This is a genomic window from Leisingera sp. XS_AS12 (assembly GCF_041224635.1).
Taxonomy (GTDB): domain Bacteria; phylum Pseudomonadota; class Alphaproteobacteria; order Rhodobacterales; family Rhodobacteraceae; genus Leisingera.
The window spans coordinates 19900-28565 of the sequence record NZ_JBGFGM010000060.1; the positions used below are offsets into that span (position 1 = coordinate 19900).

General features: G+C 61.6%; 5 protein-coding genes. 3 read left to right on the forward strand and 2 right to left on the reverse strand.

Annotated features, from left to right (window positions below; genetic code table 11):
• Nucleotides 1–207 precede the first annotated feature (207 nt).
• From AB9K35_RS02285 to AB9K35_RS02295, 3 genes are all read left to right on the forward strand, one after another.
• A complete protein-coding gene (locus AB9K35_RS02285) occupies nt 208–3975 on the forward strand; it encodes a hypothetical protein (RefSeq protein ID WP_369924255.1) in 3768 nt (1255 codons plus the stop codon).
• A 229-nt stretch (nt 3976–4204) separates the two neighbouring features.
• Nucleotides 4205–5092, forward strand: coding sequence for a tyrosine-type recombinase/integrase (locus AB9K35_RS02290; protein ID WP_369924256.1), 888 nt, complete (start codon nt 4205–4207; stop codon nt 5090–5092).
• Between the two features lie 12 nt (nt 5093–5104).
• Complete coding sequence (locus AB9K35_RS02295; RefSeq protein WP_369924257.1) at nt 5105–6298, forward strand: IS91 family transposase; 1194 nt, start codon at nt 5105–5107, stop codon at nt 6296–6298.
• 512 nt (nt 6299–6810) lie between these two features.
• Here AB9K35_RS02295 and AB9K35_RS02300 read toward each other — a convergent pair.
• Both AB9K35_RS02300 and AB9K35_RS02305 read right to left on the reverse strand, forming a co-directional pair.
• A complete protein-coding gene (locus AB9K35_RS02300) occupies nt 6811–7947 on the reverse strand; it encodes an acyl-CoA dehydrogenase family protein (RefSeq protein WP_369924258.1) in 1137 nt (378 codons plus the stop codon).
• On the reverse strand, nt 7937–8666 hold a 730-nt coding region (locus AB9K35_RS02305), incomplete at its 5' end, for a CaiB/BaiF CoA transferase family protein (protein WP_369924259.1). The genes AB9K35_RS02300 and AB9K35_RS02305, both read right to left, overlap by 11 nt.

Consider the following 8666-nt stretch of genomic DNA (forward strand, 5'->3'; position numbering starts at 1 on the left):
CGGTGCAGCTTCCCCAGACTTGTCGTTAGTATTGTTGCGCAGCATCGGTGGCGGAAGCCGCTTCACGTCGCGCGGTTTTTGGAGTCTCCGGTTGTCATGGAGCGGTTCAGTCTTCCGCCAGACGCGCCAAATGATTTAAGGGTCGTTCATATACGCCAGTGCTCTGTCTTGTGGCAACGCAGGCGGCGCCGATTTGGGAAATTTAACATGCCAGTGTTCGAAATTCCGACTGAACGTTTGGTCGACTTAACAGATGCGGAACTTCGTGAATTATTAGCACGTCTTTGCGAGGCGGAGCGCGAGCGGCAAGCCGGTCATCGAAACGAGGTCCGTTGGGGAGGCAGTCAGACTGCCGCCGACGGAGGTCTCGATGTTGTCGTGGAACCGGTCGGATCGTTTGTGCCCGCTGGCCCGCTCGCAAGGCGAGACGCAGGAATCCAGGTCAAAGCAGCCGATCTTGCTGCTGCCGCCATCACGGACGAGATGCGCTATGGCGGCTCACTTCGGCCAGCGATATCTGCACTCGCTGCCCGGAGCGGGTCCTATATCATTGCCAGTGCAGGTGCGAACTGTTCTGAAGCAATGCTTCGACGACGTGTCGATTCGATGCGTGCGGCTGTTGCCGACGATCCCAACGGAGCAGATCTGGACCTGATCTTTCTTGACCGGAAAGCAATCAGTCGATGGGTGAGCGCTCATCCATCGGTGGCCGTGTGGCTTCGAAAGCGCCTGACACTTCCCATCCTCGCGGGCTGGAAGCCGTTCGGACGTTGGTCGTCAACACCGGAAGGAGAAGTTGACGATCTGATTTGCGAGGCGGGGCTCGTCTTTCGCATTGGGCGCGACGATCCGATCCGAGAACTCCCGAATGCACTCGATGCAATCCGAAACCTTGTCCGAGATGGAACTGGTTCTGTGCGCATCGCCGGGCTTTCCGGCATTGGCAAAAGCCGCATCGTGCAGGCGCTTTTCGAGCCGATCGGAGATTTGGCTGCCTTGCCTACCTCACATGCTATCTACACGGATTTGGGTCATTCGCCCGACCCCCCGCCCATGGGCATGCTCGAAACGCTTGTCAACCGTGATTCTCCAGCAATTTTGGTTGTTGACAATTGTCCACCGGAAACTCACCAAGCACTGGCGCGCAAATTGGCCGAACGGCCGGGACCCGTTCGACTGATCACAGTTGAGTATGACGTCCGCGCCGATAGGCCAGAGGAAACTGATATTGTTCGCGTCGAGGCAGAAGGTTCCGACATTGTCGAGGTCCTTCTCCGCCGTCGCCGCCGTGACCTTTCTTCCGGAGATGCTCGGCGGCTCGCGGAACTCGCTCAAGGCAACGCCCGGTTGGGATTCGCCCTCGCCCAAGCTGCACCCCAGACAGGAACCCTCTCGGCCTTCGAGGACTCAGCGCTCTTCGATCGCCTGTTCTGGCAACGCGAGGAACGGAATGAAGAACTGGCGCGCGCGGCAGAGGTTCTGTCGCTGGTCTACTCTTTCGAAGTAGACGGCGAGGAGGAACCGGATGAACTGACCTTTCTCGGCTCACTTACCGAATTGTCACGGGGAGCAATGCATCGGCACGCGGCTACCCTTCTCGACCGGGGACTCGCCCAGGCCCGAAGCAGGTGGAGAGCCGTTCTGCCCCACGCTCTCGCAAACCGTCTCGCTGCACAGGCTCTAAAGTCGATACCATGGCGGAGTATCGCGGATGGCTTTACCGCCAATCTGCGCCTCCGTCGATCGTTCGCTCGGCGACTTTCATACCTTCACGATTCAGATGAGGCTCGCCGCATCGTCACTCGGTGGATGGAGGCAGGAGGACCCTTGCATGGTCCGACGCCGGACATGCATGTGCTTGAGGCTGTGTGTCACCTGATCCCCGATAAGGCGCTGGGAGTCATCGATGGTATGATAGCTGCCCTTCAGGCGGCCCCGGGAGATTTCCATCGCCTCGACACCTTGACCCGCATGATCTCGCGGATCGGTCATTCCGAGGCCATGTTCCCTCGTGCCTGCGATAGTCTGGTGACGCTAACCATCGCAGTCGCCGGGCAACGGACAATGAATGCCGACGATGCGTTGAGCAGCATTTTTGGCCTCTACCTGTCTGGAACGCTGGCCCAGACCGACACGCGCATCCGTGTGGCGCGCCAGTATCTTTTGGCGAACGACCCGAACCACAACGCGCGCGGTATCATCATGCTTCGCTCGGCATTGCGAACGGGCTACTGGTCCTCCTCCATCCTCTCTTACGATGACGCACGTCCAGATGCGTTCGGATGGGAACCCCATGGGCAAGATGTCGTCGAGTGGTTTAATAAGTGGCTCGATCTGGCGGCAGAGATCGCTCTGGATGGCCCTCTTGCGATCAAAGACAGCGCCCGAAAAGCGCTGGCAGATGAAATCGGTGACATCTGGAGGCGCGTCCCCACACTAAGGTCACGGATCGACGAAGTCGCGCGACAACTTCAAGCGGCAGCGCCTTGGGCCGACGGTCGGCATGCTCTGAAACAGATGCTCCACTATAGCCAACGCCGCGGCGAAGAATTTCCCTGCGCCGATAGAGAAAATGTCCTGCGTCTCATCGATCACATGGAGCCAGTAGACCTCGAAGCTCGGGTGCGCGCAGAGATGGTCAGGGGTTGGGATTTCGACCTCGAGAACGAAGACGAAGACGTGAATGCTGCCGAGGCCCGGCGAGCGCAGCGATTAGAGCTTCTTGGGCGGGAATTGGCGGTCAGCCACGATAGCCTGCGCGCTGTGGGTCGTGATCTTCTCGAAGCGGAAGGAGGGTCTTTCTATCCACTCGGGGTCGGACTTGCACAAGGTGCCGCTGACCCCGTCGAGGTATGGGGAGTCCTTCGCGATCTGCACCTTATCGATCCCTCCAAGACACGCCAGACGAGCGTCCTCTCGGGGTTCATTCAACAGCTTGATATTTCGAACTCGGCCGTAGCAGACGAGATGCGGGTTGAATGTCGAGGTAGCCCTGCCCTGCGACGAGAATACGGTATCTTCCTGCCGAGGGGGGCGCTGCCCACACAAGAGCTGGAACAGGTGATCGAAATCGCAGGGGAGCCGGAAACTCCAGCTTGGCAACTAAGCGATGTCTCCTGGCGCGAAGAGCGCGAGCTGAATGATGAAGAGCGGGTCCGTCTTTTGCGCACCATCCTCGCCAAATCAGGCGGTCCGGAGCAAGTTGTCAATGCACTGACGATGCTCCGATTTGTCGAAAGGAAGGGTCGGGATCGCTGGCCAGAAGATCTTCGGGATGTTGGCCTTGAAGCGGTCGTCGAGATCATCAGCGCAGAAGACCTTCATGCCAACAAAGATGAACGTATGTCGCGCGCCATATCAGCTTGTCTGCGCGGGGACGACGGATCGGGAGCGAGCCGCGTAATGGAGGCGATCGTGGATCGTGCTGCAAGACGATATGGTAGCACCTACGATGTCGAAAAAACGCTTTCTGCACTGGCGGAGCGAGCTCCCGAAGTCTTTCTCGACCGCATCTTTTCAGACGAAGAACGTGAATCCTTCATAAGGTTTCGAAATGGCCGACGTCTTGGGCCACTTTCGCACGTGCCGACTGATGCTCTTATCGGATGGTGCAGGCAAAATCCCGATCGTTGGACACGAGTGGCCCCGCATATCTCGCCCTTCTCGCGCGGGATTGATGATGAAGGTGAAACCGGACAAATTTCTCCGCTCGCTTCTGCGTTTCTTGAGGCGGCACCGCGCCCCGAGGAGGTGGTGAAGGCATATCTCCAAAATCTTACCCCAATGAGCGGGTCGGGTAGCCGGGCGGCTATCATGGAGCGCCGTCTCGCCGTGATTGAATCCTTACAGGACCATCCTGCACCAGAAGTTGGGCACACGATCTCTCGCCTGGCTCCTGAAATCCGCGCCCGAATTGATCGCATCCGTCAAGCCGAGGAAGAGGAAGGTCGAGAGCGAGACCAACGTTTCGAGTGAGGCCCGTCCGGTCGTGGCGCTATCAAATGCAGACATTCGGCTTCATTGCAGCGAATTCCCGCTTTCCGCCCTCACTGTCGCGCTGTCGGAAACGGCCCTTGGACGAAGCCGCTCCGCGGCATTGGCGCGGGTGGCTGGTGTTCAGCGATGATCTGACAGTGGTGCATTTGGGGAACGGCATTTCTGCCTGACGATTGAGGCCTTCTCAATCGAAAGACAGGAGGGTCCCATGACAGGGGAGAGATCGACCCCGCTTCGAGAGCGGATGATCGAGGACATGCGCATCCGCGGGATGGGCGACAAGGCGCAGAAAGCGCATATTCGGGCGATCAAGGATTTTGCCATTTTCCTCGGGCACCCGCCGGATACCGCCACACCGGAGGAGCTCCGCGCCTATCAACTGCACATGACGGATACTGGGGTAACACCGGCGACTTTCAATGCCCGGATTGTAGCGCCCAGGTTCTTCTTCGGCATGACCTGCGGGCGCGAGGAGATGAAACGCTACATGCAGTTCCGCACCCAGCCCAGGAAGCTGCCTGTAGTCTTCAGCGTGGAAGAGGTATCGGACATCCTGATGGCGGCACCGGGGCCCGGGCTCAAATACCGGGCCGCGCTGAGCATTTCCTACGGCGCGGGGCTGCGGGCCGCCGAGGTCTGCAACCTCAAGATCGGCGATATCGACAGCGACCGGATGCTGATCCATGTCGAACAGGGCAAAGGGCGGAAGGACCGGAAGGTGATGCTGTCACCCGGGCTTCTGAGCTTGCTGCGCGACTACTGGCGCGAAGCGCGGCCGGAGGGCTGGCTGTTCCCGGGCAAGCCGAAGATCAACCCGATCTCGCCCCGGCAGCTGAACCGCGCCTTCACGTCAGCGAAGAACATGGCCGGCATCAAAAAGGCCGCCACGCTGCATACCCTGCGGCACAGCTTTGCGACGCATCTGCTGGAGGCCAACACCGATGTCCGGGTCATCCAGGTGCTGCTCGGCCATGCCAAGCTGAGCACGACGGCCCAATACACCCATGTCGCCACCAAGACGATCCGTGACACGGTCAGCCCCTACGAGATGCTGGCGCAGTTGCAGGATCAGACAATCAAGCGAAGCCTGAAGTGACGGGGCGCCGGGGTGTCCCGCCCGGGGCTGGAGATAGCTGATATATTCCGTGCTCATGGTCCCGGGTGGCGGCGGGCCAATGCGGGGCATGTCAGCCTGGCCCAGCTCAAGGTGATGTCGGCAATCGAAGCCTGCCGGACCGAAGCGCTCGGCGGGCACGTGGCCGCGTGCGCCGAATGCGGCCACCGCCACATCGCCTACAATTCCTGCAAGAACCGGCACTGCCCGAAGTGCCAAGGGCCAGCGGCGCGCGACTGGATGGAAGCCCGCGCCGAGGATCTGCTGCCCGTGGAGTATTTCCACGTGGTCTTCACCCTGCCGGCAGAGATCGCCCGGATCGCCTCCTGGAACAAGCGGGCGGTCTACGGTCTGCTGTTCCGGTCGTCGGCACAAACGGTCATGACCATCGCAGCGGACCCCAAGCGCCTTGGCGCACGGGTGGGCATGACCAGCGTGTTGCATACCTGGGGATCGGCACTGACCCATCACCCCCACATCCATATGATCGTGCCCGGTGGCGGCCTGTCGCTGGACGGCGCGAGATGGGTTGCCTGCAAGCCCGGGTTCTTCCTGCATGTGCGGGTCCTGTCGCGCTTGTTCCGGCGGCTGTTTCTGGAGGGGCTGATGGCGCTTCACCGCGCCGGGGAGCTGGCCTTCTTCAGCGGCCTGGAACCGCTGGCGCAGGCCGATGCCTTCGCAGACTGGCTGGCTCCTTTGCGCAAGTCCGAATGGGTGGTCTATGCCAAACCGCCCTTCGGAGGCCCGAAAGCCGTGCTCGCCTATATCAGCCGGTACACCCACAGGGTGGCCATTTCGAACCGCCGTCTCATCAGCGCCGACGCGGGCACCGTGGCATTCCGTTGGAAGGATTACAGGATCAAGCGCGGCGATAGGCAGAAGGTCATGCGTTTGGCCACGCCCGAGTTCATCCGCCGCTTCCTGATCCACGTCCTGCCTGACGGCTTTCATCGCATCCGGCACTACGGCTTTCTCGCCTCAGCGCAGCGCAAGGCCAATATCGCCCGGTGCCGTGCCCTGCTCGGGGCAATGGGCCCGGCTCAAGAACCGCCAGAAGCCGCCGAGGTCCTCCCGCTCACCCTGCGTGAGCCATGCCCGTGCTGTGGCGGGACAATGCACATCATCGAGATCTTCCGGCGCGGGCAAAAACCCCGGTCTCGCGCACCACCACGGAAGGAGGCGGCATGACGAGACGCCCGTCAGTCCCGTATCGTGAACACCGTGCATCCGCAGTGGCCCGGCTGGCTCCATTTATGCCTGCGCTCTCCCCCAAGCTCAAAACCGCGCCGGAACGCCGCTTTCGCTGCAGCAATTGTCCGGCGGCGCCTGGTAAGGGCATCCCAACCAGCATCGGAATGCTTCCGGCATGGCCGCTGGCTCCAACCGCAGTCCCCGCCGTCAGCGCTCTTTCCCCATAGACAGCCCCAAGAGCCCCGCGGCTTCCACCTTGGGAGGTTTTCCAACGCGGGCCGATGCCGCGCCAAGCCGCACCCTCACACCGCGGCCCGCATCAGAAAACCTTCACCTAACCGGTCCTCTGCCGTCTATTCGAAATGCTGCACTGCTGTCCGTTGAAGAAGACATTCGTTGCAACTGCGCAGAAATAAGCCTCGGCGCAGTTGGCACAGCAGGGCTTCACCTTCACCTCACTGAAGCAATTTTCAAAAAAAGCGCACACCGACATTTGGCCGATCAAAGTGCTAACTGAGAAGTTCGCGGGCGATGATGGTCCGCTGTATCTCCGAGGATCCCTCGTAGATCCTGAAGATCCGCAAGTCGCGCAGGTAGCGTTCCAGCGGAAAGTCCCGGGTGTAGCCGTAGCCACCGTGGATCTGCAGTGCCCGGTCTGCGATGCGCCAGGCGGCCTCGCTGGCGTATAGCTTGGCAAAAGCCGAGTCAGAGGAATACCGCTCGTCGGTGCCGCGCTTGCGGGCGGCTTGCATGCCCAGTGCCCGTGCCGCGGCCAGTTCGGTGGCACTGTCGGCGAGCATCCACTGCAGCCCCTGGAAGCTGCCGATCGGCCGTCCGCCAACCTCGCGTTCCTTGGCATAGGACACAGCCGCGTCCAGCGCGGCGCGCGCAATGCCGGTGGCCTGCGCGGCTACTTCGATACGGCCGTTGTCCAGCACCTTCATCGCGGTGCGGAACCCGGTGCCCTCGTCGCCGAGCCGGTTTTCCGCGGGCACGTGGCAGTCAAACGAGATCGGGAACACATGACCGCCACGCAGACCCATGGTTTCTTCGTGTTTGCCGATTTCCACACCATCAGTCTTGCCCGGTTCCACCACAAAGGCGCTGACCCCGCGGGCACCGGCTGCGCTGTCGGTCTTGGCATAGACTACGATGAAATCCGCGTCACCCGCATTGGAGATGAAGCATTTGGAGCCCTTCAGCCGGTAACCGTCACCATCGCGGGTGGCGGTGCTGCGCATGTCTGCAGGGTTGGAACCCGCCATCGGCTCTGTCAGAGCAAAAGCGCCAAGTGCCTCCCCCGCTGCGGCGGTCGGCAGCAAGCGCTGCTTGAGTGTCTCATCCGCCCCCAGAAGCAGTGAATCCGTCGCCAGGAAATGTGCTGTCAGCATCGAGGCAGTAGAGCCGCAGGCCCCCGCGACAGCCTCCACCGCGCAATAAAGCGCAGGCCCGGACAGACCGATGCCGCCATATTTTTCGGGAAGGTTCATGCCCATGATGCCCATTTCTGCCAGTGCCGCGCGGTGCAGGGTTGCAAACTGCCCCTTGGCATCGATGGCGGCAGCGGCAGGTGCCAGAACCTCGGTCGAAAACCGTTCGATCTGGTCGATGACGGCCTGTTCTTCGCTGTTCAGATCAACGCACATCGGGGCTCTCCCTGTTTTGCCAAAGTTGTTGCAGTATGTCCTGAGTGTGGGCGCCCAAGGCGGGCGCTGACTGGCGTCCGCCCCGCGGCGCATCGCTGAAATGCACGGGCTGCTCTGGCACTGTGACCGGGCCAAGGGTGGGGTGCTCTACCGCAGTGGCCAGCCCGCGCGCCTGTGCCTGCGGTGAGCCCCAGGCCTCGGGCACCGAACACAGGGCGGCAGCTGGAATGCCTGCCTCGGACAGAACCGCCACTGCGTCCTGTGTGCTGCGGGCCGCGCCCCAGCTTTCGATATGCTGCGCCAGCGCAGGTTCGTTCTGCCGCCGCAAGGCATCGCTGGCAAAACGCGGATCTTCAGCCAGCTCCGGTGCGCCGATGGCTGTTGCGAAGCGCGCAAACAGCCGGTCATTCAGCACCGCGACGGTGAAACTGCCATCTGCGGCCGAGTAGGTGCCGAAGGGGGCCGACAGTGCGTGTTTGCTGCCCGTCCGCTTTGGTGTCTCGCCCGCCATCAACGCGCGACAGGCCGCCACCGGCATCATCGACACCAGCGAGTCATAAAGCGCCAGATCAACATGTCGCCCCTTGCCGCTGCGTTCCCGGTCAAACAGCGCCACCATCGCTCCGAAGGCCGCAAACATGCCGCCTGCCACGTCGGCAAAGGCATCTCCGGCCATCATCGGCGGGCCGTCCTCGGCGCCGGTCATATCCATCAGCCCG

Excerpts from the sequence above, each read along its gene's own strand:
- AB9K35_RS02300 (WP_369924258.1), bottom strand. The coding sequence starts at position 7,947 with ATGTGCGTTGATCTGAACAGCGAAGAACAGGCCGTCATCGACCAGATC.
- AB9K35_RS02285 (WP_369924255.1), top strand. The coding sequence starts at position 208 with ATGCCAGTGTTCGAAATTCCGACTGAACGTTTGGTCGACTTAACAGAT.
- AB9K35_RS02290 (WP_369924256.1), top strand. The coding sequence starts at position 4,205 with ATGACAGGGGAGAGATCGACCCCGCTTCGAGAGCGGATGATCGAGGAC.